This window comes from Pseudomonas sp. FP1740 (assembly GCF_030687165.1).
Taxonomy (GTDB): Bacteria; Pseudomonadota; Gammaproteobacteria; order Pseudomonadales; family Pseudomonadaceae; genus Aquipseudomonas.
This window is the reverse complement of record NZ_CP117461.1, coordinates 2,378,532-2,405,301: the sequence shown is the minus strand read 5'-3', so window position 1 is coordinate 2,405,301 and position 26,770 is coordinate 2,378,532. Positions and strand designations below refer to the sequence as shown.

General features: G+C 58.4%; 25 protein-coding genes. 16 read left to right on the top strand and 9 right to left on the bottom strand.

Features of this window, described 5'->3' with window-relative positions:
• Positions 1-38: 38 nt before the first annotated feature.
• The 4 genes from PSH69_RS10830 to PSH69_RS10815 form a co-directional block, all read right to left on the bottom strand.
• Entirely contained in the window at positions 39-878 is an 840-nt protein-coding gene (locus PSH69_RS10830; protein WP_305411985.1) for an arylamine N-acetyltransferase, read from the bottom strand.
• Between the two features lie 113 nt (positions 879-991).
• Positions 992-1,792, bottom strand: a complete 801-nt coding sequence (gene xth / locus PSH69_RS10825; RefSeq protein ID WP_305411984.1) for an exodeoxyribonuclease III — start codon at positions 1,790-1,792, stop codon at positions 992-994.
• Positions 1,793-1,876: 84 nt separating this feature from the next.
• Positions 1,877-4,462 (bottom strand): EAL domain-containing protein, encoded by a 2,586-nt coding sequence (locus tag PSH69_RS10820; protein ID WP_305411983.1) that lies wholly within the window; start codon positions 4,460-4,462, stop codon positions 1,877-1,879.
• A gap of 188 nt (positions 4,463-4,650) precedes the next feature.
• A complete protein-coding gene (locus PSH69_RS10815; protein ID WP_305411982.1) occupies positions 4,651-6,222 on the bottom strand; it encodes a GGDEF domain-containing protein in 1,572 nt (523 codons plus the stop codon).
• 192 nt (positions 6,223-6,414) lie between these two features.
• On the opposite strand from PSH69_RS10815, the gene PSH69_RS10810 reads away from it, so the two are divergent.
• Entirely contained in the window at positions 6,415-6,897 is a 483-nt protein-coding gene (locus PSH69_RS10810; protein WP_018928117.1) for a hypothetical protein, read from the top strand.
• Positions 6,898-6,900: 3 nt separating this feature from the next.
• Here the strand turns inward: PSH69_RS10810 and PSH69_RS10805 are convergent, their stop codons facing one another.
• Complete coding sequence (locus PSH69_RS10805) at positions 6,901-8,652, bottom strand: murein L,D-transpeptidase (RefSeq protein ID WP_305411981.1); 1,752 nt, start codon at positions 8,650-8,652, stop codon at positions 6,901-6,903.
• Positions 8,653-8,733: 81 nt separating this feature from the next.
• Here PSH69_RS10805 and PSH69_RS10800 point away from each other — a divergent pair, with 81 nt between their 5' ends.
• The 9 genes from PSH69_RS10800 (at position 8,734) to PSH69_RS10760 (ending at position 16,043) form a co-directional block, all read left to right on the top strand.
• Positions 8,734-9,441, top strand: a complete 708-nt coding sequence (locus PSH69_RS10800; RefSeq protein ID WP_018928119.1) for a murein L,D-transpeptidase catalytic domain family protein — start codon at positions 8,734-8,736, stop codon at positions 9,439-9,441.
• A gap of 146 nt (positions 9,442-9,587) precedes the next feature.
• The gene (locus PSH69_RS10795; protein ID WP_305411979.1) at positions 9,588-11,420 is read left to right on the top strand and encodes a copper resistance system multicopper oxidase; all 1,833 of its coding nucleotides are present in this window, start codon (positions 9,588-9,590) and stop codon (positions 11,418-11,420) included.
• A gap of 10 nt (positions 11,421-11,430) precedes the next feature.
• A complete protein-coding gene (locus tag PSH69_RS10790) occupies positions 11,431-12,318 on the top strand; it encodes a copper resistance protein B (protein WP_305411978.1) in 888 nt (295 codons plus the stop codon).
• Positions 12,319-12,373: 55 nt separating this feature from the next.
• Positions 12,374-12,757 carry a copper homeostasis periplasmic binding protein CopC gene (copC, locus tag PSH69_RS10785; RefSeq protein WP_018928122.1) on the top strand — a complete coding sequence of 128 codons (384 nt, stop codon included), beginning with the start codon at positions 12,374-12,376 and terminating at the stop codon, positions 12,755-12,757.
• 3 nt (positions 12,758-12,760) lie between these two features.
• On the top strand, positions 12,761-13,684 hold the full coding sequence (gene copD, locus PSH69_RS10780; protein ID WP_305411977.1) for a copper homeostasis membrane protein CopD: 924 nt from the start codon (positions 12,761-12,763) through the stop codon (positions 13,682-13,684).
• 154 nt (positions 13,685-13,838) lie between these two features.
• Complete coding sequence (locus PSH69_RS10775; protein ID WP_019582098.1) at positions 13,839-14,180, top strand: hypothetical protein; 342 nt, start codon at positions 13,839-13,841, stop codon at positions 14,178-14,180.
• A gap of 228 nt (positions 14,181-14,408) precedes the next feature.
• Entirely contained in the window at positions 14,409-14,813 is a 405-nt protein-coding gene (locus PSH69_RS10770) for a hypothetical protein (RefSeq protein WP_305411976.1), read from the top strand.
• Between the two features lie 94 nt (positions 14,814-14,907).
• Positions 14,908-15,111 (top strand): DUF2933 domain-containing protein, encoded by a 204-nt coding sequence (locus tag PSH69_RS10765; RefSeq protein WP_018928127.1) that lies wholly within the window; start codon positions 14,908-14,910, stop codon positions 15,109-15,111.
• 140 nt (positions 15,112-15,251) lie between these two features.
• Entirely contained in the window at positions 15,252-16,043 is a 792-nt protein-coding gene (locus PSH69_RS10760; RefSeq protein ID WP_305411974.1) for a transporter substrate-binding domain-containing protein, read from the top strand.
• A gap of 139 nt (positions 16,044-16,182) precedes the next feature.
• Here the strand turns inward: PSH69_RS10760 and PSH69_RS10755 are convergent, their stop codons facing one another.
• Complete coding sequence (locus tag PSH69_RS10755) at positions 16,183-16,380, bottom strand: hypothetical protein (protein ID WP_019582096.1); 198 nt, start codon at positions 16,378-16,380, stop codon at positions 16,183-16,185.
• 506 nt (positions 16,381-16,886) lie between these two features.
• Here PSH69_RS10755 and PSH69_RS10750 point away from each other — a divergent pair.
• The 4 genes from PSH69_RS10750 (at position 16,887) to tal (ending at position 22,803) form a co-directional block, all read left to right on the top strand.
• Entirely contained in the window at positions 16,887-17,345 is a 459-nt protein-coding gene (locus PSH69_RS10750; RefSeq protein ID WP_305411973.1) for a hemerythrin domain-containing protein, read from the top strand.
• A gap of 397 nt (positions 17,346-17,742) precedes the next feature.
• A complete protein-coding gene (locus tag PSH69_RS10745; RefSeq protein WP_370695238.1) occupies positions 17,743-20,223 on the top strand; it encodes a hypothetical protein in 2,481 nt (826 codons plus the stop codon).
• A 285-nt stretch (positions 20,224-20,508) separates the two neighbouring features.
• On the top strand, positions 20,509-21,519 hold the full coding sequence (gene dusA, locus PSH69_RS10740; RefSeq protein ID WP_305411970.1) for a tRNA dihydrouridine(20/20a) synthase DusA: 1,011 nt from the start codon (positions 20,509-20,511) through the stop codon (positions 21,517-21,519).
• Positions 21,520-21,876: 357 nt separating this feature from the next.
• On the top strand, positions 21,877-22,803 hold the full coding sequence (gene tal, locus PSH69_RS10735) for a transaldolase (RefSeq protein ID WP_019582092.1): 927 nt from the start codon (positions 21,877-21,879) through the stop codon (positions 22,801-22,803).
• A 142-nt stretch (positions 22,804-22,945) separates the two neighbouring features.
• Here the strand turns inward: tal and rssC are convergent, their stop codons facing one another.
• Positions 22,946-23,428: an anti-sigma factor antagonist RssC gene (gene rssC, locus PSH69_RS10730; protein ID WP_007935262.1), complete on the bottom strand. Its 483-nt coding sequence runs from the start codon at positions 23,426-23,428 to the stop codon at positions 22,946-22,948.
• Positions 23,428-24,609, bottom strand: a complete 1,182-nt coding sequence (gene rssB, locus PSH69_RS10725; protein ID WP_018928140.1) for a two-component system response regulator RssB — start codon at positions 24,607-24,609, stop codon at positions 23,428-23,430. The genes rssC and rssB overlap by 1 nt, the downstream gene beginning before the upstream one ends.
• A 276-nt stretch (positions 24,610-24,885) precedes the next feature.
• On the opposite strand from rssB, the gene PSH69_RS10720 reads away from it, so the two are divergent.
• A complete protein-coding gene (locus PSH69_RS10720; RefSeq protein WP_007935265.1) occupies positions 24,886-25,185 on the top strand; it encodes a PilZ domain-containing protein in 300 nt (99 codons plus the stop codon).
• Positions 25,186-25,257: 72 nt separating this feature from the next.
• Here PSH69_RS10720 and PSH69_RS10715 read toward each other — a convergent pair whose 3' ends face one another.
• Complete coding sequence (locus tag PSH69_RS10715; protein ID WP_305411967.1) at positions 25,258-25,947, bottom strand: VacJ family lipoprotein; 690 nt, start codon at positions 25,945-25,947, stop codon at positions 25,258-25,260.
• Between the two features lie 199 nt (positions 25,948-26,146).
• Here PSH69_RS10715 and PSH69_RS10710 point away from each other — a divergent pair, with 199 nt between their 5' ends.
• The gene (locus tag PSH69_RS10710) at positions 26,147-26,767 is read left to right on the top strand and encodes an HAD family phosphatase (RefSeq protein ID WP_305411966.1); all 621 of its coding nucleotides are present in this window, start codon (positions 26,147-26,149) and stop codon (positions 26,765-26,767) included.
• Positions 26,768-26,770: the final 3 nt, after the last annotated feature.

Below are 26,770 nucleotides of genomic sequence, written 5' to 3'. Positions count from 1 at the left end.
AAAGGGCGGACTGATCAGATCCACCCTTCGCGTAATGCTCAGTTTGCCTGCGGCACCGGCTCGATCAACCGTTCCAGCACCGGCTTCAACGCCTCCTTCGCTGGCACCCGAATGTCGAACTCACGTTCCAGCAACCCGATCAACTCATCCACATCCGTCACCTGCCGCCGCTCGCTCTCGCTGCCCATGCGGTGAATGGCAAAACTGCCATTGTTCAGCGTGCGTCGCCATCCCTCCCCCGTCCGCGCCACCATCAATTGTTTGACGAAGGGCGATTCGGGATGAGTCGAGACATACCAGTTGCCGAGGGTGTAATCGATGTCTTCCTGACGTTGCAGGTCGAAGATGTACATCGCCCGCCATTCACCGCCGACGTTGGCACGCAGGGTGTAGCCGTCTGCATGCTGTTCGATGCGATAGGGTTCGTGGGGAGTGAGCTGTTCGTCCTCGGTGTCGAGGATCAGCGGTGCGGTGGGCACCATGCCGCCGAAGCCGACGTCGGTGATGTAACGCACGCCGTCAAGGCTCACCTGGCTCAAGCGGTGAGTGCGTGCAGTCCACGCGCCTTCGGGCTGGTTCATGACCACGCGGCCGGTGATGCCGCGCGCCTCGAAACCCAGCGTCTGCAGCAAAGCCAGGAACAGGTTGTTGAGTTCGTAGCAGTAGCCACCGCGACCGTCGTGTAACACTTTCTGCTCGATGGATGGCAGGTCGATGAGCACCGGTTGTCCCAACAATGTGGTGAGGTTTTCGAACGGGAACGCACCGGTGTGCCGCAGTTGCAGTTGACGCAGGGTTTCCAGGGTCGGCGCCGGGGGCGCGTCGAAGCCCAGGCGTTGCAGGTACAGCGCAAGATTTGTCAGTCGTGGTTCGCTCATCGCTCAATCCTTATGCATGGAGCCCGCGGATCGCTCCGCCGATGGCCGCCATGTATAAGGGAAAAAGCGCTCGGGCCGATAATTGATTTCGCCAATCGCCGCACGCGCCGAAACTATCGCCGTTTGCGTGAACCCAATCGAATCCACGTCGGCGCGTGATCGCTGGCATGAGACTCGTTACGAACCCAGGCGTCGACGCCGGCCTCTTGCAGATAAGGACTCGCTGCCTGATTGAGCAGTAGATGATCGATGCGCAGCCCGGAGTTTTTCTGCCAGTGCTGCCGGAAATAGTCCCAGAAGGTGTAGATCCGCTCCTCCGGGTACAGATGACGCAGTGAGTCGGTCCAACCCTGATCCAGCAGACGCTGATAACACGCACGACTCTCGGGTTGCAGCAGCGCGTCCTTGAGCCAGGAGCGTGGGTTGTAGATGTCCATATCGGTGGGCACCACGTTGTAGTCGCCGGCCAGCACCACCGGATGGTCGCTGCCTTGCAGGTCCTTGGCGTACGAGATCAGCCGCTCGAACCACGCCAGTTTGTAATCGAACTTCGGCCCTGGCTGCGGATTGCCGTTGGGCAAGTACAGACAACCCACCAGAACCCCGTGCACGGCCGCTTCGATGTAGCGGCTATGGGTATCGCTGTCATCGCCCGGCAAACCGCGCCGACTCTCCAGCGGTTGCGCATCGCGCGCCAGAATCGCCACCCCGTTCCACGCCGCCTGGCCTTGCCAGATAGCGCCATAACCGGCCGCCTCCAGATCGGCGGCAGGGAATGCCCCGTCCACCGATTTGAGTTCCTGCAGGCAGGCGATGTCTGGCTGCTCCCGCGCCAGCCACGCCAGTAGATTCGGCAGGCGTGCACGCATGCCGTTGACGTTGACGTTGAAGGTGGCGATTTTCAGGTTGTTCATGGTCCGACGCTCGCAACGGATGGGCGGTATCCAATTGTGACCGGGGGGCGCCACGGCAGTTGCCGTGGCGTACGTAACAGACGACTAAAGGTGCGCGCCCTGCTGTGCAAAGTCTTCCTGCGAGACCTTGAGCAACGGCAGAAGTGCATACCTGTCCACCGGACGACTGAGGTAAAAACCCTGCACTTCATGACACTGATCCGAGATCAGGAAGTCCAGTTGCTCCAGCGTCTCGACACCTTCTGCAGTGACGGTCAGGCCCATCGCCTTGCCCAGGTTGATGATCGCCTGCACCACCGCACGATCATTGCTGCCGCTGCTCATGGACGAAATAAAGCGTTTGTCGATCTTGATCCCGTCGAACGGATACGTGCGCAAGTAACCCAGCGAGGAATAACCGGTGCCGAAGTCGTCCATGTTCAGGCGCACGCCCAACTCCTTGAGTGCATTCATGGTCGCCAGGGCACCATCGACGTCGATGAGCATCACGTTTTCAGTGATCTCCAGCTCCAGCCGACTGGCGGGCAAGCGGGTCTGGATCAACGCTTCGCGCACGTCCTCGATCACATCGCTACGGGCGAATTGAACCGGCGACAGGTTGACCGACACCATCATTGCACCGGGCCAGGTCAGAGCCGTCTCGCACGCCTCGCGCAGCACCCAGCGGCCCAATGGCACGATCAGATCGGTTTGCTCGGCCAGCGGGATAAACGCGTCGGGGCTCAACAAGCCTTGCACTGGATGCTGCCAGCGCAGCAGCGCTTCGACCGAGACGATGCGCTTGCCATCGACGTGATAACGCGGCTGGTAATGCATCACGAATTCGTTGTTCTTGATCGCCCGACGCAGGTCGGTTTCCAGTTGCCGGCGATGCTGGATCTGATCGTTCATGTGCGCGGCAAAATAGCACCAGGTCTTCTTGCCATCGGATTTGGCCTGATACAACGCGATATCGGCACACCGAATCAGCTCCTGTGGAATATGCCCCTGGCGCCGACTCAAGGCGATACCGATGCTCGCGCCGATGTGCAGCGAGTGATGGTCGTAGTGAATCGGCTGATGCAGGCTGTCGAGCAAGCGCTCGCAAAACCGGTCGATTTCCGCGTGGCTGTCCATGCCATGGAGCACCAGCACGAACTCGTCGCCACCCAGTCGGGCGACCAGATCAATTTCTCGTGTGCTCTCGCGCAAACGGGTGGCGACTTCCAGCAATACTGCATCGCCGGCCGGGTGGCCGAGGGAATCGTTGATCGGCTTGAAGTTATCCAGGTCGATCATCAACAACGTCAGCGCCGTCGACTGCTCTTTCAGTGCCAGCGCCTCATCGAGAAAACGCGCCAGTTTGTTGCGGTTCGGCAGGCCGGTCAGGGCATCGTGCAACGACAGATGCTGGATCTGCGCATGGGCGGCGACTTCGTCGGTGATGTCGCTGGCCGTTCCGCGATAGCCCAGCACTGCGCCCTTGCGCTGGATCGGCCGTGCCGACACCCGACAGACCCGCTGTTGCCCCGATTGATCGCGGTAGGAACAGCGCAAATGGCTGACGGCTTGCTCTTCATCGAGTTTGTTCAGCCACAGCGACAACGGCGTCGTATCGCAATTGAGCAATTGCCCGATGTTCTGTCCCAGCCACTGCTGATCGGAGAACCCGGTGACGGTGCTGAAGCGTCCCGACAGATAAGTGATGCAATGCTGGTCGTCGATTTCCCAGATCCAGTCGGACGCGGCCTCGGCTACCGCACGAAAACGCTCTTCACTGGCCTCCAGTGCCTGGTTCGACAAATCGAGGCTGGTGTAACTGGCATCCACATGCCCGGACGTGCGCAGGACATAGCGAAAGAAATAAGCGGTCAACAACGCCAGAACCAGCAGCGCCCCGCCCAGTGGCGGCAGCAGTGACCAGAGCAATTGATGACCCGGCCGCTGGAGCCGGGAGACCAGACTGTAACCGGTGCCAGCGAGGGCAATAGCGGGCTGACCGGGAGCGATGACGTTGTCGGGCGTCAGGCTCAAGTCGTGCAAACCGTAATCGACGCTCAAGGCGCTGAGCTTTTCAGGGTTCAGCTGGTCAACGTATATAAGCACCGAAGTGCTTTTGGGATCGACCGCCGGGCGTTCGTCATTGGGCACAATCGCGGCGGCCGACAGCAGCGCGGGTTTGCCCTCGAACAAGGTGTAGTGGCTGACGGGTTTGATGAGGTTCTCCTGACCCTGAACCTCGTCAATGAGCGTCGCCATCGAGGTCGACAGATAGGCCGCCGCCTCGTCCTGCACCTGAAGGCCACGCACCACGGCGTATTTTGTTCGCTGGGGATCGACCACGAAAACACCCTCGTAGTGGTCCATGGTGAACAGGGTCTTACCCAGGTTCTGCTCGACGTAGGCCCATTGCACATCGACCTCGCCGTTCAGGTGATCATAGGCCGACGTCCAGTTGGCATAACTGGCAATGTAGTTTTTCGTGGCGGTAATGCGGTTTTCCAGCGCGCGCTGGGTATAAAACGTGGTCTTGGCCAGGTCCTCGGCATCGAGCCGCCCGGCAATACTGAACAGGGCGATCAGCGCGATCAGCACCCCAACCACAAACAACAGACCGACCACCAACATCAGGTTGCGGGTAATCGGGGTATGGCGCGCAGGTGCAGCGGTGGTAACGGCAGACAAATCCATGCACTTGATCCTGTCAATCGATTGCTCGATCGGAATGAGACCGGTGGGCCGGTCGGTCAGGTGTGACAGCCAGGCTCTCTGCACTGACCATAGCAGGCATGCCCGATCATCGCTCCTGGATAACGCAAGTCATTGCCGCACTTGAAGAACCGGTCACAAGAACCATTGCCCATCGATGGCCGCAAGCGTCATCGATCCGAGCGCATCAGCGCCTCGACGCCCCCTTCCATCGACAACACCGCCGAGCGATTTCGCCCTGAGTGCTTGGCCTGGTACAGCGCCGCATCCGCACGCTTGATCAACACTTCGGTGCTGTCGTGCGCCGTCGGCACAAACGAATAACAGCCAAGACTGACCGTCAGATAGCCCGTGGGCGAACCGCTGTGGGTGATGTTTTTGTCCATGACGCTGCGGCGGATTTGCTCGGCGATCGTCAGTGCTCCATGAATGTCGGTGTCCGGCAGCAACACCGCGAACTCTTCACCGCCGTAGCGCACCGCCAGATCGGCTTTGCGGTGACAGCAACTCTTCAGGGCCCGCGCCACTTCAGCCAGGCAATGGTCCCCGGCCACATGACCGTAAGTGTCGTTGTAGCGCTTGAAGTAATCGATATCGAGCATGATCAGGCCCAGCGAGCTCGACCGCCGGGCACCGCGCCCGAACTCTTTCTCCAGCGCCCGTTCGAACAAGCGGCGGTTGGCCAACCCGGTCAGGCTGTCGTGGGTGGCGATCAGCTCCAGGGTTTTCTGCGCCTCGCGCAAATCCGCCTCGATGCGCTCGCCCGCGCGAACCTGATGAATGAACACCCAACCGAACAACCCCACGCCGAGGACAACCAGAGCGACGATCACTCCGGATTGAATCGCCGTGTCGTACCAGTCCTTGAGGACTGCGTCTTTGGAGGATGCCGCCGCGACCACCACCGGATAGGCATCGAGCTGACGGTAGCCATACAGCCGAGGGATGCCATCCACCACTGAGTCGATCATGGCGTTGCCGGACGTGGCGTTGGGCAAGAGTTTCTGAAAAATCTCGCCCTTAGCCAATGACGTACCGATCTGCGATTCCACAAACGGCCGCCGCGCCAGCAGTGTTCCATCGGTCAATGCCAAAAACATCGCGCCGTTGTCGTCGAGGCTGAAGCTTTTGAAGAACTGATCGAAGTACGACATCTTGATCCCGGCCAGCAACACACCCTGGAAATGACCGCTCTGATCGTTAATCCGCCTGGAAACCGGAATGATCCACTCGCCATTTTCCCGACTACGAATTGCCGGGCCGATGTGCGCCAGGGTTGAGATGTTTTGCTGGTGAAACCTGAAATACTCGCGATCCGCCACACCAGCCCCGCGGGGTAGATCCTCGAACGACGTCACGGCCCATTGCCCCTGCCTGTCGAACAGAAATATCCCGTGCAACTGATGCAGCGCCTGCACCCGCCGGGCGAAGGTTTTCTGCAGGCGTGGCGTCTGGGCAGCGTCGAAACCTTCAGCTTGAATCCAGTCCACCAGACTGGTCAGTACCAGATCGGCCTTCATGAACGTGTCTTCGGCCTGCTGTGCCATGGCCCGGGTCAGGTTCGACGACGACACCTCGGCCAACGCGAGGTCGTGCCGACGCGACTGCTCCAGTTGCAGGTAAAGCAGCCCACAGAGACAGAGGCATACTGCCGCAATGAACAGCACCGCAGCCTTGAGCAAAGGCAGTCGCTTCAAGGCACCGCCGGACGCGTGCTGCGGATCGTGAATGGAGATAGGCAAAAGTGAGTCCTGGAAGGGTAAGACATGGGCGACGGCCCAAAGCCCTTATTTTTTTGAGCGTAGTCTACGGGGTTGTGCGGGATAAACAGAGGATTGAGGGATAAAAGGTTGTGTTTTAATCCCATGACGCAAGGCAAAACCACATGACCTTGAAGGAGCTACGATTAACTGACATCACGACAGGAAATCGAAATGAGTAAGGTAGACGAGCTCGCCGCGAAGCTTAAACAATCCCGGCAAACCAGTGCCGACGCGACCATCGCCGATCAAGCCATCGACAGCTGGCCTGCCCAGGTCTACGAGCTGTATCACCAGATCGAAGCCTGGCTGCAACCACTGATCGAGGTGGGCCTGAAGCTGCGACGCAATTCCACTCATGTGTTCGAGAGTGCGCCGGACGGTGCGACTTACGATTACGCCATCGACCAACTACTGATCGAAGGCAACCACCACGGCATCACCTTCGATCCCGTCGCGCGCTTCACCGTCGACGGGGCCGGGCGGATCGAAATCCACTCGACAGGCAAGGAACTCGCCTTGTTACGAACCGTGAACGAACACGGCGAGACGCAGTGGTGGCTCCAGGCGAGCGAACAATCCGGACAACAACCGGATGCGATCGCGCTGACGGAACACAATTTGCTGCTGGCCGTGCAGGAAGGCTTGGGGCTTTAAGGCCTACAAATTGCTCTGCTCCGCCGCTACCGAGGGAGGCGCCGCTCGCCTCCCGTCCAGCGCCGGCGGCTCCGAAGTCCGATTCAACGCCCGCAGTACCGGGGAGTCATAGCCATACACATCGGGCTTGAATGTCACGCGTCCATCAAGACTCAGGTCCACCGTCCAGTAGGCCAACAGCACCGGCACTTTCACCGGGAGCCTGATGTTCTCTGTCTTGCCGTTGGCTAACTGTTTTTGAATCCCTTCGCTGTTCCAGTGAACCGGATCGTTGAACAACAGCTCCACCAATTGCAGCGGGTTTTCTACCCGAATACAACCGGAGCTGGTCGCGCGGTTGGATTTGGCGAACAACTCGCGATGCGGCGTGTCATGCAGATAAATCGAATACTCGTTGGGAAAACGAATCACCACTTGCCCCAAGGAGTTATCCGAGCCCGCATCCTGGCGCAAGGTAAGGCCGCGCGGGTTGTCCCAATCGACAGTGGACGGATCAAGCACATTGCCATCTCGATCGATCACGCGAATCCGGCTTGCCTCAAGGTAACCAGGATTGTCGCGAATCTTCGGTAGCATGTCCTTGAGCAGAATCGTCGGTGGCACGGTCCAGGTGGGGTTGAACGTGACGTAGGTGATCGCGGATTGAAAAATCGGCGTACTGCGAAACGGCTTACCGACCTGCACCCGTGAGCGCCAGATCGGTTTGCCATCGCGATAGAACGCGACTTTATACCCGGCGATGTCGACCACGACGAAGGTGCCCTGAAGCTTGTACAGCAGCCATCGCGCCCGCTCCATGTTCACCCGCACCTGATCGATTCGCGCCTCGACCGGTACATTCAGCTCCGCGAGCGTCGCCGGCCCCGCTACGCCGTCCGCCCCGAGGTATTGCTCGGTCTGAAACTTCTTCACCGCCGCAGTGACGGTGTCGTCGTAGTCGGTGCGAGCAGTTCCTTGCGCGGCGAGATAGCCGCCCGCCGCCAAACGCGTACGCAATAGAGCGACCGAGGCGTCGTCCATGCCGGGCCTGAGCGTCTGCCCTTCCGGGATCTTTGGCCAGCCACCCCGATCACGAACCTTGCGCAGTTGCGCCAGGCCATGGCGCAACGTGCCGTAAACCGCTTCTTGGGGCGGCGCCTGGGCGAAGGCGCGCGCAATGTCATGGCTGTCGAGGGCGGCAAAAAATTTATTGACGTCCTCCCGAGGATCGACGCCAGCGGGGTCGAAGTTCCAGTGGATGTCCAACCGCGAAGGGTCGACCTTGCCGCGCCGCAACTGCAGTAGCGCCGTGATGAACGTTCGGGTGGCGGAGATATCAAAGGCTGCCCGTTGCCCGGGGGTTGGGGAGGTTGTCTGCATCAACGTGCGGGCCTCGGCCAACTCGGCGATCCGGAAATCCGCGGGGTTCAGGCCATCGGCCTGGGTATCACCCAAGCTTTTCAACAACTGGGCGACATCGTCATCGTCCGTCCAGGCGGCGCGATAGCCACGATGGCTATAAAAATCCAGCACGACTCGGTTCACATCGACCCGTTGATGACGCGGCGAGGTGAGCAGCGGCGGAAACGCCGAACTCAATGGCGCCAACTCCGCCTGAATCGCTTGGCCAACATAATCGCCAGGTGCCGCTTCAGCCACAGTGCTAACGGGAGATACCGGCTCAATCGGCGAAGTTTGCGCGATCGCCGTGCCGCTTATCAGAAAGCCCATAAAAAACATGCGGCTTATGACGAATAACCTTGTTAACTGCGCCATGGATAATCCTTAATCTTCCGTTTTCAACCGGCTAGCGTCGTGCGCGCTGCTAGACTCGAAATATTCAGATGAGACTTGCATATGGCCCCACACCGCTTTGGCTGCTTAATGACGGCCCTGCTGCTGACTGCTTTTTTTTCATTACCGGCAGCCTACGCCGATTCGCTTGAAGCTGCCTTGGTCAAAGCGGCTCCCGATGCCAACGCCAAAGTCATTGCCCTGGCCGTTCGCGCCTCCCAATGCAGCCGGGCCCAAGGCACGTCCCCGGTGCAGAGACTCGCAGTGATCGATTATTCCCTGCCCTCGACCGTGCAACGTCTTTGGGTATTCGACCTTAAACAACGCAAATTGTTGTTCCATGAACTCGTCGCCCACGGTCGCAACAGTGGCGAGAACATGGCCAGCCAATTCTCCAATCAGAATGCCAGTTACGCCACCAGCCTGGGCTTGTACCGTACCCAATCCAGCTATGTCGGGCAGAACGGTTATTCCCTGCGCATGGAAGGTCTGGAACCGGGTTTTAACGACAACGCCTTCGAACGGGCGATCGTCATTCACGGCGCGCCTTACGTCAGCCCTGCCCTGGCGCGGGCCAATGGCCGGATTGGCAGAAGTCTCGGCTGCCCTGCGGTGAGGCCTGCGATTGCACATCGGCTGATCGACTCGATGAAGGATGGGCAGTTGTTATTTTCTTACTACCCGGATCAGCGTTGGTTGAAGTCTTCTTCGTATATCAATTGCGGTAACGCCACCGTGGCGGATTCGTCCAGGTCCAATAGCAGTCCTTGAACACCGCGTGAAACTGTCAAAACTGTAATCTTGGCCTCAGCCTGCTGAAAGGCACCGCCCGTTAGCCTCCTCCCCATTGAGTTCTCTTCCTTCCGCTCAGGATGGACCTGAGGGCTTCATCAGGCTGACGGACGGGATAAAACGGCATGCATTCCAACACCTCAAGACGCACCTTTGTGAAGGGCCTGGCCGCTGGCGGGGTGCTCGCTGGCCTCGGGCTGTGGCGCACGCCAGTCTGGGCGGTCACCAGCCCCGGCCAACCGAATGTGCTGGCCGGTACCGACTTCGACCTGTTCATTGGCGAATCCCCGGTCAACATCACCGGCAACCCTCGAACCGCGATGACCATCAACGGCGGCATTCCCGGCCCCCTGCTGCGCTGGCGCGAAGGCGACACCGTCACGCTGCGGGTGAAAAACAAACTCAAGGACAGCACGTCCATTCACTGGCACGGCATTTTGCTGCCGGCCAACATGGATGGCGTGCCGGGCCTGAGTTTTCACGGGATCGAACCGGACGGCATGTACGTCTACCAGTTCAAGGTCCGGCAGAACGGCACTTACTGGTACCACAGCCATTCGGGCTTTCAGGAACAGTCCGGAGTTTATGGGCCGTTGGTGATCGACGCCAAGGAGCCGGAGCCGTTCCAATACGACCGCGATTACGTGGTGATGCTCACCGACTGGACCGACGAAGACGCCGTCGGCCTGATGAAAAAACTCAAGAAACAATCGGACTACTACAACTACAACAAACGCACTGTGGGCGACTTCATCCACGACGTCAGCGAGAAAGGCTGGGGGTCGACGGTGGCCGATCGCAAGATGTGGGCCGAGATGAAGATGAACCCCACCGACCTGGCGGACGTCAGCGGTGCCACTTACACCTACTTGATGAACGGCCAGGCGCCGAACATGAACTGGACTGGCCTATTCCGCCCCGGCGAAAAGCTGCGCCTGCGTTTTATCAACGGCTCGTCCATGACCTACTTCGACGTGCGCATCCCGGGTTTGAAAATGACCGTGGTCGCGGCGGATGGCCAACACATCAAACCGGTGAGCGTCGACGAGTTCCGCATCGCGGTGGCAGAGACGTTCGATGTAATTGTCGAGCCGACCCAGGACGCCTACACCCTGTTTGCCCAATCGATGGACCGAACGGGTTATGCGCGAGGCACCCTGGCGGTGAAGGCCGGGTTGTCGGCGCCGATTCCAGCGCTGGATCCGCGACCGCTGCTGACCATGGATGACATGGGCATGGGCGGCATGGATCACGGCAGCATGGGCGGTGACATGGCGGGAATGGACCACGGTGCCATGCAAGGCATGAACGGTGGTGACATGCAGGGCATGGACGGCGGCGACATGCAGGGCATGGACGGCGGCAACATGCAGGGCACGAACAGCATGGCCGGCATGGATCACAGCAGCATGGCCATGGGTGGCATGGCCGGAATGCAATCCCATCCCGACACGGAAAAAGACAACCCGCTGGTGGACATGCAAGCCATGAGCACCACGCCAAAACTCGACGACCCGGGCATCGGCCTGCGCAATAACGGCCGCCGTGTGCTGACCTACTCCGACCTGCGCAGCACCTTCGAAGACCCGGACGGCCGCGAGCCCGGCCGCACCATCGAGCTGCACCTGACCGGCCACATGGAGAAGTTCGCCTGGTCGTTCAACGGCGTGAAGTTCTCTGATGCCGAACCCGTGCGACTCAAGTACGGCGAGCGGGTTCGAGTGGTGCTGGTCAACGACACGATGATGACTCACCCCATTCATTTGCACGGCATGTGGAGCGACCTCGAAGACGAGAACGGCCAGTTCATGGTGCGCAAACACACCATCGACATGCCGCCAGGATCAAAGCGCAGCTATCGGGTCACCGCCGATGCGCTCGGCCGCTGGGCCTACCACTGCCATCTCCTGTACCACATGGAAATGGGCATGTTCCGTGAAGTTCGCGTGGAAGAATAAGGCGCTACCCATGACCAGACTCACTCCGATCACTTTGACCCTCGTCACCATGGGCCTGACGCTCTCTTCGGCCATGGCCGCCACCGACAACATGCAGGGCATGGACCATAGCCAGATGCCGGGCATGGATCACAGCCAGATGCAGAGCGAGGATTACGGGCAAATGCAGCCCGCCGCGCCGACCCAAAGCCGCACGCCGATCCCGGCATTGACCGACGCCGACCGTGCCGCCGTTTTCGTCAGCCCCGCCGGCCATGACATGCACGACAGTGCCCTCAACTATTACTTCCTCGCCGACAAACTCGAATGGCAGGACGCCGATAACGGCAGCGCATTGGCGTGGGATCTGTCTGGCTGGATCGGCGGCGACGTTGATCGCCTGTGGTTGCGCTCCGAAGGCGAACGCGTCAATGGCAAAACCGAAGATGCCGAAGTCCAGGCCCTCTGGGGTCACGCGATCAGCCCATGGTGGGATGTGGTGACCGGCGTGCGCCAGGATTTCAAACCTGGCGCCCCGCAAACCTGGGCTGCGTTCGGTGTGCAAGGCATGGCCCTGTACAACTTCGAAACCGAGGCCACCGCTTTCATCGGCGAAGGCGGCCAGACCGCCGCACGACTGGAAGGCGACTACGACATCCTGCTCACCAATCGGCTGATTCTGCAGCCGACCGCCGAGCTTAACGTCTACGGCAAAAACGACCCGCAACGGGGCATCGGTTCCGGGTTGTCCAACACCGAAGCCGGGCTGCGCCTGCGCTATGAAATCCGCCGGGAATTCGCGCCCTACATCGGCGTGACCTGGAACCGAACCTACGGCAAAACCGCCGATTACGCCAGGGACGAAGGCGAGGACCGCAGCGAAGCCCGACTGGTCGTCGGCGTTCGGCTTTGGTTCTAAACACTTCAACTCAAAAACCTAAAAACCAACCGCTTAAAGCGGTAAGAGGCCTTGCATGCGCACCATCAAAACCACCGCTGTCGCCATCGCACTTTCCACCGGGCTGCTCATGAGCGCACTGGCTCAAGCCCACCCGAAACTGCTCTCCTCCACCCCAACCGAAGGCGCGGACGGCGCAGCGCCCAGCAACATCGAACTGCACTTCTCCGAAAACCTCATGACCCAATTCTCCGGCGCCAAACTGGTCATGACCGAAATGCCCGGCATGGCCCATTCCCCCATGCCGATGAAAGCCAAAGTCTCCGGCGGCAGCGACCCGAAAACCATGGTCATCACCCCGCTCTCGCCCTTGCCCACCGGCAGCTACAAAGTCGAATGGCGCGCCGTGTCTTCGGACACTCACCCGATCACCGGCAACGTTACGTTCAAAGTGAAGTGATTGATGAGCGACTCGGTCGGCATTGCCCTGCGGTTTGCGTTGTATGTGGATTTGATGCTGTTGTTCGGGGTGGCGCTTTTTGGGCTGTACAGCCTTAAAGGGCAGGAGCGGATGTCCGGGGCGGTGTTGCCATTCCGGTCGATGCTGGCGGGGACGGCAGTGCTGGGCGCGGTGTTGTCTGTCGCCAGCATGGTGATGATGGCGAGCGCCATGAGCGGTGAAACGGACTTCGCCGAGCTGCGTCCGCACATCGAGATGATGCTGTTTGAGACGGATGTCGGCTTGGCTTGGGGGGTTCGCATTGTTGCGCTGGTGATCGCTGGCTTAGCGGTGATGCTCCGTGCGCCTGGTTTCAGTTTATGGGTCGCAGCTTTTGCCGGTGCTGTTGCCCTCGCCAGCCTGGCCTGGAGCGGACATGGGGCGATGGATGAAGGCAATCGTCGCTTTTGGCATTTCACGGTGGACATTCTGCACCTGCTGGCAGCGGGGGCCTGGCTTGGAGCATTACTGGCGTTTGCGTTGATGGCGAAGATCAACGCCCTGCAAACCGAAGCGCGCCTCAGGTTGCTGGCCCGCGCGGTTAACCGGTTTGAGGCGATTGGCGCGGCCATCGTCGTGGTCATCACCGCGACGGGAGTCGTGAATTATCTGTTCATCGTTGGGCCGAAGCTGGACGAGGTGTTTCTCAGCACTTACGGGATTCTGCTGTTCATCAAAGTGGTGCTGTTTGCCGGCATGCTGGTGCTCGCCGCGTTGAACCGGTTTCACCTCGGGCCGTTTCTGGAGCGCTCGTTGCGGGACGGGCAATACACGGTCGCCGCCAATGCGTTGCGGCGCAGCGTGGTGGTGGAACTGGCGGCGGCGGTGTTGATCGTGGGATTGGTGGCTTGGCTCGGAACGCTGAGTCCGGAAATGGGTGCCCAGTAGGGAAATGAAAGCATCCGATGACCGGCCAGAGCAGTCAGTGGACAGGGTGAGGGTCCTTTACTAGCGTCTAACCACACTAGATTTCAAGCCAGAGGGTTCAACACCCAAGCGCCAAGGTGAAAAAAGCGGCGCAATTATCGAAAGGAGTTCGAAAATGGCTGAAGTAATGAAAGTGGTGGATGTCGACTTAAAAATACTTAAATCAAACCCACCGCAGCTACACATATCGGCAATTGGCCTGGTGAATTCTGGTGGATGGACAAACCCGAGACTGGAGCCGCGGGTTTACATTCAATTCCCACCAGACGGCATTCAGGACTTCGATTTTGTTGCTGATCCGCCCCAAGGAGCCGCTATTCAGGTCATCCTTCCCATCGACGCATCAAAACTTTGGAAAGACCCGCCACTCGATAAACTCAAGGGAGTAAGAGTGCACTCTGCTAGCAACTCGATTGAAGCGCATCTTAAGAGTTCGAAGTCCGTGGCTTGTGGATAAACAACTCATGTAGAGGGATACGTGTCGGGCCTTGCCTGACACGTACCATCCCATTGGGATCTCACCTTGGAAGCACAACAAACCTCTTTGGGCGTCGTTTGATATGGATCAACAACGCCCTGCGACCGCGGCGTAAGTTCAAGATCACTCCCTCTAACGGGAACACAACATACCCTGGTCCGCAGCCATCCGACGCTGCCGACCCGCGTTATCAATGTGGAGATCGCCATGCACATCTACGTCAAGTCCCTCCTGGCCGCACTGGTCATGTGCAGCCCATTGCTGACGCTGGCTGCCGAATACCCCGAAACGGCACCCGCCGCCCCCACCGAGGACGCAACCCAAGCCACGCCCATGCAAGACAAGGCCATGAGCGAACAGATGAAGAAAATGCAGGCGGCCCACGACAAAATGATCGCCGCCAAAACCCCGGCCGAACGCCGGGCGGCCATGCAGGAAGCCATGACTACGATGAGAACAAGCCTCGGCATGCTGCACGACAATTGCAGAGGTATGGGGATGGGCATGGGCATGTCCGGTGGCAAGGGCAGCTCGGATACAGCGATGATGGACATGATGATGAAAATGATGGATCAGCAATCCAGGATGATGAAGATGCCGATGGGCCAATAAGCATCGCGCCATAGCCCCCGTCGCAGGCGGTTGGCATTGGCCGGCATGGCCGGACGAAACCCCGCAACATTTTCGTCAGAACGGAGCGCGTCACATGAACCACTCAAACCCCTCGACACCTCCAGCCACCTCGTTCTGGCGCAGCAAACCCGGCATCGCACTGGGTATGCTGCTGGTGATCGGACTGTTCTACCTGGCCCGCGAGCATTACGGCCATATCTACCCCCTTCTGCCCTACCTGATTCTATTACTGTGCCCGCTGATGCACCTGTTCGGGCATCACCACGGCAGACACTGACCCATGCAGCGCCATCTCGATCATCAAGCACATTGAACCAGGGCCGGGGAGCATCGCATTCAGCGTGGATGACAGCCAAGAAGCGGTTTCACTACACTGATCCATCCTTGCCCCCACTCCATCACAAAAGCCCGATAACCATGAAAACCATAAAAAGCACATTGCTGCTCAGTGGCCTGCTGGCTCTATCCTGCGGCGCTCAGGCAGAGCAAAGCCCTTCGCACCTGGACACCGTCCTGCAACAAGGCCAACTGCGCGTTTGCACCACAGGCGACTACAAACCCTATACCTTCAAAGGTGAAGACGGCGAATACTCGGGCATCGACATCGCCATGGCCCGCACGCTGGCCGACAGCCTGGGCGCGAAGGTCGAGTGGGTCCAGACCACCTGGAAAACCCTGATGCCCGACATGCTCGCGGGCAAATGCGACATCGGCGTCGGCGGCATCTCCGTCACCCTGGAACGCCAGAAAAAAGCCTTCTTCAGCACCACCCTGGATGTCGACGGCAAAATCCCGCTGGTGCGCTGCGAAGATCAGGCGAAATACCAGACCCTCGAACAAATCAACCAGCCTTCGGTTCGCCTGGTCGAACCGGCCGGCGGCACCAACGAAGCCTTCGTCCACGCCTTCCTGCCCAAGGCGCAATTACAGTTGCACGACAACGTGACCATCTTCCAGCAGCTGCTGGACAAGAAGGCTGACGTGATGATCACCGATGCGTCGGAAGCGCTGTATCAGCAGAAACTCAAACCGGGGTTGTGCGCGGTCAACCCGACGCAATACATGCAGTACGGCGAGAAGGCATATCTGCTGCCACGGGATGACATCAGCTGGAAGATGTATGTCGATCAGTGGCTGCATCTGGCCAAGGTGACGGGGAACTACCAGAAAATTCTGGGTCAGTGGATAGCGACACCAGAAGCCAAATAGCCCGCTAGTTGCCGCGACACATCCCCTGTAGCAGCTGGCGCAGCCTGCGTCCGGCTGCGCAGCAGTCGTAAAATCAGAGCACACGGTTCATCAGGTAAATCACGCAACGGCGGAAACACCCAAGCCGTTGCGTCATTCCTTAGTCGTGCAGCAAGCCCGAGCTGTACTCATTAAAGCTGTTGCCGATCGCGCTACCACCAAAGTTCACCTTATTGGGGTTATGGCCATCGAATTGTTGGCAGCCTTCTGAAAAGCAGGAACTGGTGCTCACACCCGAACAGGCGCTCAAGAGCAAAGCACCGGTGATCAACATGGCTTTGAAGAGGTTCGAGATCATTTTTCTGTTTCCTGTGGGCTGGAGGCGTGGCTACACCGAGCTTAGGTGGTCATCCTATGCCACACGGATACCAAACTTGATGAAACATTGCTGAGCGACAGCATTGGTTCAGCATCCTTGTTTTCTCTGAAGCGACCCGCCTGCTCAATGGCGGCTTTGTGCGGGAGACCTTCGGGTCTGCCGGGTTCCTGGTTTCCCGGTCTTGCAGACCCGCGCCTAGCTGCCACCGCATCGATTTGGGCGCTGCTTTCTCATTCCGTTTTCGCGGGCGGAGATCCGGCAGATCAGATAGTGCATATAAACATACACTCGATATTTCAATTTTTTCCAAAGGCCGAAAAATTCCCGGGGTGGGAGCTTTGTGCTCGCCTATACTAAAAAGATTAAACAGTGTCAGCGAGTGCGCTTAACAAGATATTGAAATTATTGAAATTTAGGCGTCTTTTGGAGTTACTGGTTAAAAAACATATTTCTGTGATGATCTGGTGTCGTGACGAGGATTTGACATGAACATTTTGTTGAAAGAACTTCTAACCTATCATCACGAAGTGTCTATGAAAATTACTCAGATCAAAGAGTTGCTGAGGAAAATCAGACATGAACCCGATGGAACTGATGACTGCAAGCTGTTGTTCACGATGCTGGAAGCCTTGCATGGTGATGCAGAGCGACACCACCATGAAAATGAAGAACTTATTCGGCTGGCCTTGCTAGAGACTGAGGCGCCGATCCACCAACGGGTCAAGGATATCGAGCGAGATCATGAGGCATTTGGGCGCATTGCTGGACAGTTGAAGATGCTGAAGGATACAACTCACGAAACGAGAGTAATTGCTGACACTATCGATGACTTCATCAAAAAATATTACGATCACATGGACGCTGAGGAGAATATTTTCTTTCCGGCGGCAGATAAGTGGCTGTCAGACGACCAGTGGCAGGAAATCAAGCATCAATGGCATTAATTGGAGCTCGCCGCATACGTTAAAAATTAGCTACTACTTAGTACTGACCTCACTAAGTAATTACGCGCACACCACGTATTAACTTACAGAGATGTCCGTATATCGATGGCTCTTTGTTGCAAGTCACTCAACCCCTTCCGTTCCTGTTTTCACTCGCTCTCAACTACCTCCGCTAGACTCACCTGAGCCCCGCAAGCCCAATCCTGATAAACTCCCCACCTCCCAGCCTCACCCATTCCAGAAACGCCAATGCCACCAATCACCGCCACACTCGCCCTGCTCTCCCGCCGCTTCTGCGTCGCCCCATTTTGCGTCGGTCAGGCTGGTCGTTGGTAACTCAGCCTCTCTCTTTTACGCAAACACGCTTATTTGAAATCGCCCATTTATTCTCGAGGTAATGGTGACTCACTCTTCGGATCAACGTACTGACGAAAAAAGCCTGCCTCGATTGTTGCTCGATCTACTTTGGCAAATCGCCGTACTGTTGATCCCGATTTTTCTCGTGGCGGTATTACCGCTGCTGTGGGCGCTCGGTGTCGTACTGGGTTGTGCTGCCTTGATGTGGCTGACGGCACGGGCCGGTTGGCAACGAACCGGTCGGGGGGCTGCCCGGGTCATGACCTCTGCCGCACTAGGCCTGGGTTTTAATCTGGGCAGGGCTTTGCCGGCGTACTGGGATATTGCGGGGGCAGCGGCTGTGATGTTCTTCGGGCTGGCTTGCGTCAGTCACTTGGAAAGACGTTTTGGCCTGGTCGATAAAACACAGGCCAAGTCGTCACCGCTATCGCCTGGTCAGTCTTCAGGTGGCGCCAGTGCCTGGGGTGGGGACGAACCTCAGCAAACTCCCGAGGGCGAGCCCATCAGGGTGTTCAACTACAGCGAAATCGCCATGGGCGGGCCCGTCCTGTGCGATTACCTGTTTCCCGATGGGGTGCTGCTCCAGGGCCTTGGGTCGTCGGCTCGCTTCTCGAATGACGGACGTTATTTCGCCGCGCCTTTACCCTCGCGCCAAGCCTGGGGATTGGTGATTCTGGATCGACAGTTGCGTCAGCTTTACCAGTGTTCGTGTGATGAATTTTGGGAACTGGATGCCTTTAACGACGGCATCCTGAGTGGGCGTTACAGTCCGCTGGTCGACAACAGCGCACGGGAGATCAGCCTGGAGCAACTGCTGACGACGGCTGAAAAGATCAGCCTGGTGCCCGTTGTTGACCTTTGGGTTGAGCCTGGAGCCTGGCAAAAAAAACTTGCGCTCGAAACGTTCCGGCATACGTCCCCCGATGGTCAGCAATGTTTGGACGCCTGCCTGGCGCTGCCGGCCAGCCTGCGCGAATTGCCACAGCCTTGCGCCCCGCTGATGAGCCCGGAATACAGCGTAAGCATAAACGGTGAGCCCACTTCGTTGCTGATCAGAGCCGATACCTCAATCATCTGGAATCACGATAGTCGCTCGTTCGCTTGCCATGCACGGATGGATGATGAGCAACCGCAAGCCCTCGAATACTGGCTCTGGCACGTAGACCGCGGCTGGCAAGCATTGCCTTGTCCGTGGCTATCCGCCGACAGCGAACCTTCCGTGGGTTGGAGCGACCCCCTGGAGCTGGATGACCACTACCTGCGGCTATCGTCCTACTTCGACTACCCGCAGCCTGATCGCGGTCGCTATGGTTATGGCTTGTACAGCATACACAGCGACTGTGAGTCTCAGGTGGGCCATGATCCGAACGGCCGGGTGCAGGTTGCGCAGCGGCACCTGACTCGCGTGCGGTTGGCCGTGCCTCTGGTGGGTGATGGACAGCGAGGCGCGACGATGGTCGAGTCGGCACCATTGACTGGGGATACGCGGGCTCAATTTAGCTGGCGGCAAGACAACAGCCTGGGGCTCGGGGGTTATACCTGCAGGATTGGGGGCTGGGAGTTACCGGGCGTTTGGCTGCTCGATCATCGAGTTTCAGACACTGGACGTTACATCGCATTAATACCGTTCGCCCTGCCGCCCGCCACAGCTGGTCACGTGGTGGTGGTCGACGCACAGGAACGACAATTGATGAACAGCCCTCCTCTGTTGGTCGCACGATTGTTGGACTTTCGTGGGCCAAGACTGAGCCTGGCAGTGATTCGAGGTCGCCTGGATCAGGATCGGCAAAGCAGTCCATTGCAGCGCTTTGATCAATCGCCACCCGAGGCGGACGATGCCGCTGCATTTTGCCAGTATCGACAGGACTCGCGGCTTTACTACGAGTGGTGTGAGCTCAATGTCAGCCAACAAGGCCTGAGCGCCCTCCCGGATTGCCGCCTTGTTAAACAGCCACAGTCTGCAATCGCCGATGGAAACTTTGTCCAGCCAGCACCGATGGATAAAGATGCCGCTTGGCTGTTCGGTTGTGAAACCGAATACGCCGACAGTTGGCTACGCGTCCAGAGCCCACGCCTGGGCGGGCATTTGCTGACGGCGTCCGGTTGCGCCATCAGCCATCTCGCGCCCTCGATGATCTGGTCCGAGGATGCACGTTATCTCGCGCTGACTCGACTCCATACCAACGTCGACGATGACCACGGAGGTCGCTTGGCATGGCAGATCTTGCTGTTGGATGTCCAGGAGCGAACCTTGAGGCATTCACCTCAGTGGATCCACAATCGACTACAGTTTGAAGGTTTTAATGCCAATGTCTTGAAGGTGCGTCTATTTCTGCGCGACTGGGAAGCCGAGGATGAAAGAGACCGAGGCTCAATCAGCGCAATGAAGTTGAGCGACCTGCTGGCACTCCCCGCCGAGTCCCTGTGCCCGCACGCAGGACTCTGGCTGACGAAGGATCAACTTTGTCACTCCGAAGCGTGGCAAGCATTGGATACATCGGCTTTACGCCATTGGCGCTAGTCACGTTTATCACTGGCGCTGGCATGGCGCGCGAATAGAGACGAAGCCGACTGAGGCATGTTCGGTTGAGTCACGTTAGATGTCGGGCCTGAGCTTAATCTTGCCTGACAATATCGGAACAGGCGTATCTGTGCCGTGTAACTGGTGCCGCCGTCGGTGCGCTTGCTTGCTCTGATCGTGGCCATAGTCAACTGGTACAATTGTTAAAGGGGTTGGTACATTGTATCAACGCCCCTCAAAACGCCCATTTACCCCCTAAAACCGGCTTTGAACACGTAGAGCGAAATGGTACAGAAATCAGCTACATACCCAGTAAATTCAAGCTCTACAGTGTCTAGACGCTTTAGCGTTGCGCCGATGATGGATTGGACCGACCGCCACTGCCGCTTCTTCCTGCGCCTGCTCTCCAAGCACGCCCTGCTTTACACCGAAATGGTCACCACCGGCGCGCTCCTCAACGGCGATCACGAGCGCTTCCTGCGTCACAACGAAGCCGAGCACCCGCTCGCCCTGCAGCTCGGCGGCAGTGTTCCGCTGGATCTGGCCGCCTGCGCCCGCATGGCCCAGGAGCACGGTTACGACGAGGTAAACCTGAACGTCGGCTGCCCGAGTGATCGGGTGCAGAACAACATGATCGGTGCGTGCCTGATGGGGCATCCGCAGTTGGTGGCCGATTGTGTGAAGGCGATGCGTGATGCGGTGTCGATTCCGGTGACGGTGAAGCATCGGATCGGGATTAATGGGCGGGACAGTTACGAGGAGTTGTGTGATTTCGTTGGCACGGTTCGGGATGCCGGGTGCACGAGTTTTACCGTGCATGCGCGGATTGCGATTCTGGAGGGGTTGTCGCCGAAGGAGAACCGCGACATTCCGCCTCTGCGCTATGACGTGGCGGCGCGGTTAAAGGCGGATTTTCCGGAGCTGGAGATTATTCTCAACGGCGGGATCAAGACGCTGGAGGCCTGTCACGAGCATTTGCAGACGTTCGACGGTGTGATGCTGGGCCGTGAGGCGTATCACAATCCTTATGTGATGGCTGAGGTGGATCAGCAGCTGTTCGGCAGCACGGCGCCGGTGATTACTCGCGCCGAGGCGCTGGCGCAGTTGCGGCCTTATATTGCCGAGCATCTGCTGGCGGGTGGCGCGATGCATCACATCACTCGGCATGTGCTGGGTCTGGGCACCGGGTTTCCGGGGGCACGCAAGTTTCGGCAGTTGTTGTCGGTGGATATTCACAAGGCTAAAGAGCCGTTGGCGTTGCTGGATCAGGCGGCAGAGTTGTTGGAGGGACGTTAATCCCTCGTCACTCACTTGCAGGTTTCGCGCGCCGGTGTCCGCGCTCTGTCTCGTTAGAAAATGGCCGCTTTGAAATGGCGGCCGTCACTTGTTCGGCCCGAGCGCTCAAAGGTCTAATTCGCAAGCTGGTCAAATCGGTAAGCATTGAGGACATGACCCAGGCCTGCTCAGCACGCTAACCGTCACCTCCATTGAACCTGCCCTCCATTTCAGCATCGTATCTACCGAGACCATACCCCGCCTTTCAAACATCTGTTTTCAGGATGTTGCCACTGGGGCCTTCGATACGCACATGCACCCTTGAGTGGCTGTCAGCGCTCGGGTAATGTCATTAGACCCATAGGACAGAGCACGCCCATGACTTCCAAGCTGGAACAACTCAAACAAATGACCACCGTGGTTGCCGACACTGGCGACTTCGAAGCAATCGCTCGCGTTAAACCCGTGGACGCCACCACCAACCCTTCCCTGCTGCTCAAAGCAGCGGCCATTCCCGGTTATGCCGAGTTGCTGAACGCTTGCGTCAGCGACTGCAAGGGCGATGTGGGCCTGGCCAGTGACCGTTTTGGTGTGGCGGTAGGACAAGAGATTCTGAAGGTGATTCCTGGCCGTATTTCCACTGAAGTGGATGCGCGCCTATCGTTCGACACTGACGCCGTGCTAAAGCGTGCGCACCGTCTGATCGACTTGTACGAGAAAGCCGGCGTTGGCCGCGACCGCGTGCTGATCAAGATCGCTTCGACCTGGGAAGGCATCCGCGCTGCCGAGAAGCTGGAAAAGGAAGGCATCCAGACCAACCTGACCTTGCTGTTCTCTTTCGCTCAGGCGGCGGCATGTGCTGACGCTGGGGTTTTCCTGATTTCGCCGTTCGTGGGCCGTATCTACGACTGGTACAAGAAGGCCACCGGCAACGACTACACCGGCGCGGATGATCCGGGCGTGCAGTCGGTGACGCGCATCTACAACTACTACAAGGCCAATGACTACAAAACCGTAGTGATGGGTGCCAGCTTCCGTAATCTGAATCAGATCGAGCAGTTGGCCGGTTGTGATCGGTTGACCATCAGCCCTGATCTGCTGGAGAAACTGGCGGCAGATACCGGCAAGCTGGAGCGCAAATTGGTGCCGGGGCATGCGGGTGAAGCGCGTCTGAGCTTGAATGAAGCGCAGTTCCGTTGGTTGTCCAACGAGGATGCGATGGCGACCGAGAAGCTGGCTGAGGGCATTCGTCAGTTTGCTCGGGACCAGGAGAAGCTTGAGGCGTTGTTGCAGGCCAAGCTGTGATTTGAGTTAGCTGGATGCAAAAAGGGCGAACCATGGGTTCGCCCTTTTTTTTGCGTTGAATTCGGGTAATGGGCTTAGCGCTGGAAGATGTGGTGATTGTTAGGGCGCCTTCGCGGGCAAGCCCGCCCCCACAGGGAATTAATCAGTGACGCTCCAGCGCGTTCACCAGGTCATGAAACGCCTCACGGTTGGAGTCGTTCAGGCCCATGAGGATTTTGTGTGCTTCGAGGACTTTGATCCGCACCACTTCTTCGGACTGGTCCTGGTCTGGCAGGTCGGTCAGGCATTCAGGGCATGGGATCGGGCGGTCAACGATGTTGAACACTTGCTCGAAGCCCATGGACTGCAGCAGACGGGTGATGTCTTCGTGGGTGGTGACGACAGTCGGCAACAGGCCGACTTTTTGCCGCGACAGGATCGACAGCTTGGCCAGCAGGCCCAGGGTGGTGCTGTCGATGCTACGGGTTTCGGTCAGGTCGATCACGATGGCGTTGAAGTTCAACGCAGTGAAGATCCGCTCAATAGTCGCATCCAACGCCGAACACAGGGTCAGGCGAACTTCACCGACGAACTTCAGGACGAAGGTGCCGTCCTGCTCGGCGAACTGGATTCTACCGGTACTCATTAAAGATTCCTGCTCAACACCAACAGGGCGATATCATCCGGCATCTCCCCTAGCGTGGCCAATCCAAAAACCTGGCGCAGACCATCCAGGCTGCCGCCCGCCGCTTTGACCCGTTGAGGCAAAGCAGCTTCTTTATCTTTGAGTGTGGGTTCTGGCAAAAGGTCCAGAATGCCATCAGACATCAGCGTCAGGCTGAATACCGGCGGCAGCTCCAGTACGTGGTCTTCGTAGGTGGCTTCATTGAAGAGGCCCACCGGCAGACCACGCCCTTCCAGGTAACGAACACTGTCTGGCGTGTACAACACGGGCAACGGCAGATGACCGCCGATGCTATAGGTCAACAAACCTGTCTCCTCGTCGATGACTCCACCGACCATTGTGACGTGTTTACCCAGCTTACAACTGATCAGGCCCCGGTTGATATGACCAAGGACTTCTGAAGGCTTGAATTCCGGCAATGTGCCGTTGCGCTTGGATTCAAACAGCAAGCGCGTGGTCATGAACTTCAGCAGCACGGTGACGAAGGCTGAAGAGGCGCCATGACCGGAAACGTCCGCCAGGTAGAACGCTACCCGACGCTCGTCGACCCGAAAGTAGTCGACGAAATCGCCCGACAGGTACAGCGACGGGATGATCTGGTGCGCAAACTGGAACTCGTTGATGGTCCAGGGGCTCACCGGCAGCATGTTCATCTGCACCTGGCGACCGGCGTTCTGGTCTTCCTGGAGCAGGTTCAGGCTGGCTTCGAGCTCGCGGTTGGCCTTTTCCAGCTTCTCGCGGTAGCGCTGGTTTTCCAGCAGCAGACGCGCACGATCCAGGGCACGGCGCACGGAGTGCTCGAGTACGGCGAGATCTTCGAGAGGCTTGATCAGGTAGTCCGCTGCGCCCAGGCGCAGGGCCTCGACGGCGTCGTTCATCACGCCGGCGCCCGAAACCACGATTACCGGGGTTTGCGGCGACAGTTCGGTGACCTGGCGAATGAGTTCGAGTCCGCCCATCTGCGGCATGCGCAGATCGCAGATGACCAAGTCGGGCTTGTCTTGCTCGAATACCTGAAGACCCTGCTGGCCATTGCTGGCCTGCAGGACACTGAAACCACTGTCTTCCAAGTAGGCCGCGAGGCTCGCACGCACTACTTCGTCATCATCGATTATCAGCAGCGTGGCACTGGTTTTTGGCATGTGGGCAAACGGCGCCAGAATTAGGTTGGCGTAGCAGGCTGGGCATTTGGCCCTGCACACACTACTGGATTCGCTTTCTAGCCTCTCTGCTGCACCGTTTTCGAGCGTTTGCCCTACTCACTGTTCCACCAGAGGTGCCCTTCTAAGGCGCAGACGGTACTCCCATCCGCGAGGCGTTTCAAGCTCACGCCGATGGTCGCTTGACGTCTTTACTTGTCAAATCACCGAGAGTTATAAGAACAGGCAAAACCGTAACCCAAAGGAAGGATCGAGCCCATGAGCCAAACCGATCGGGACTACAGCGAAAAGCGCGATTTCATCCGCATGCGGGTTGATGCCGATGTGTCGCTGATTCATGAAGGCGATGAGGTGCAAGCCGTCTGCATCGACCTTTCCAGCAGTGGTATGCAGCTGGAGGCGCCCCGCTCATTCAAGGTCGGTGACCGGCTCAGCGTGCGGATCGATTCCGATCACGCAGCCCTCAAAGGCCTTGAGGCCGACACCGAGGTGGTATGGGTGAAAGCACAGGACGGTGGCGGCCAGAAACTCGGGCTTACAATCCTGAAGATGAAATAGCCCTGACTTCACCCGCAAGCCAAACGAAAGAAGGCGGCCAATTGGCCGCCCTCTTCGTTTTACCGGTCGCGATTAAAAATCGTCTTCGACCTTACCGTCCTTGACTTTGAATTCGCGGTTTTGCAGGTATGCATTGCGAATAAAGGTGTATTTGTCGCCAGTGACCAGTTTCTCGGCCGACAACAGGCTGGCGCGAGTGTCGACGATGTTCAGGCCGTAAATCGAGTTACGTACCGGTATATCGTTGATGTAAGGGTACGGACCGGTATAGCCATCGACATACTTGGAAGGCGTATCACGCAAGGTGCTTGGACCCAGCAGCGGCAGCATCACGTAAGGGCCGCTGCCCACGCCCCAGTAACCGAGGGTCTGGCCGAAGTCTTCGTCGTTGCGGTGCAGGCCCATCTTGGTGCCCACGTCGAAGAAGCCCAACACACCGAAGGTGGTGTTGAAGATCAAACGCGCGGTGTCGACGCCAGCCGCGGCGGGCTTGGCCTGCAACACGTCGTTGGCGAGGTTGGTCACATCGCCGACGTTGCGGAACATGTTGTGGATGCCGTCTTCCAGGAACTGCGGTGTGACGAACTGGTAGCCCTGAGCCAACGGCTTCAGTGCGTAGGTGTCGACAAAGTCGTTGAATTTGTAGATCGGGCGGTTGATGCTTTCCCAAGGGTCTTCTTCCGTGGCGGCCTGAGCCGCAAACGGAACCAACAATACACTGGCACACATACAAAGCTGAGCGAGTCGATTGCTCCAGCGCATAAGAAACTCCTTGGATTGTACTGACGCGGGCGCTTGGCCCAGGCGCAAAGACCGCTAGTATATGACGGAAAACCCGGTTTAGGCAGCATCGTGCACGAGGGTCTACGAACGACGCCTCCTGACGGCGAGCGATTCACATCCGTGTCACTCGATTGTCATCGTCCATGAATAGCCTTGTCGCTATTTCAGGGACGTTTCCATGCCGCACGCCGAAGTCTTGCCCCTTGCCGCACCGAATCTGACCGCCGTGCTGTTCGGCCTCAGTGGTTGCCTGGTGGATTTCGGCGCGCGCACGCGTCAGCACGGCACCGTTTCTGACGAGCATGCCGAGGTCACGCCCGGCGCTTTGGAAAGCTTGTCCAGCTTGCAGCGACAACGGATTCCCTGCGCCTGGCTTGATGAACTCCCCCCTGCCCTCAGCCATTCCCTGGCCGTCGCACTTCCGGCCTGGATCAAATCTTTGCAACACTCCGAAACAATCAATCCATGGCCGGCCCCGAATGCCTGCTGGCAAGCCTTGATGGCGTTGAATGTCGAGCGCCTGGACGGTTGCGTGCTGGTCAGCGGCGAGCCGCGACTGCTGCAATCGGGCCTGAACGCCGGGCTGTGGACCATCGGTCTGGCGTCGTGCGGTTCGCTATGCGGGCTCGCGCCGAATGAATGGCAAGCCTTGAGCCAGAAGGAACGGGAACACTTGCGCGGCAAGGCGACGGTGCAGTTGTTCGGCCTGGGCGTGCATTCGGTGATCGATCATCTGGGCGAGCTCGATACCTGCCTGGCCGATATCAGCCTGCGTCGGCTCAAAGGTGAAAAGCCCTGACTG